Source organism: Paracoccus haematequi (genome assembly GCF_900631945.1).
Taxonomy (GTDB): domain Bacteria; phylum Pseudomonadota; class Alphaproteobacteria; order Rhodobacterales; family Rhodobacteraceae; genus Paracoccus; species Paracoccus haematequi_A.
Window position 1 is genome coordinate 1 of record NZ_UZWE01000103.1, and the last position, 374, is coordinate 374.

1 protein-coding gene is annotated in these 374 nt (G+C 62.6%); it reads right to left on the reverse strand.

What is annotated here, in order from left to right; translation table 11 throughout:
- A partial coding sequence (locus tag PARHAE_RS20880) for an IS256 family transposase (protein WP_206437049.1) occupies positions 1 to 374 on the reverse strand: 374 nt, incomplete at both ends.

The following is a 374-nucleotide window of genomic DNA, read 5'->3' on the forward strand; positions in this document are numbered from 1 at the left end:
CTCAAAGGCATCGAGTTCGGCCTCGGCCATTGCGGCGGTTGGGGCGCTGTAAATCCGGCGCAGATCGGCAGCCACAACCTTGCGGTCCTTCCAGGAGCAGAAGCTCAGGCTATGGCGGACCAGATGCACGATGCAGGTCTGGACCATGGCCTCGGGAAAGGCAGCGGTGATGGCCTCAGGAAAGCCCTTCAGCCCGTCGACGACCCCGATCAGGATGTCCTGAACACCCCGGTTCTTCAGCTCGTTCATCACCGACAGCCAGAACTTGGCGCCCTCGTTTTCAGCGATCCAAAGGCCCAGGACCTCGCGCAGGCCGTCACGGGTCACGCCAAGGGCGATGTAGACGGCCTTGTTCTTGACCATCCGGCTGTCGG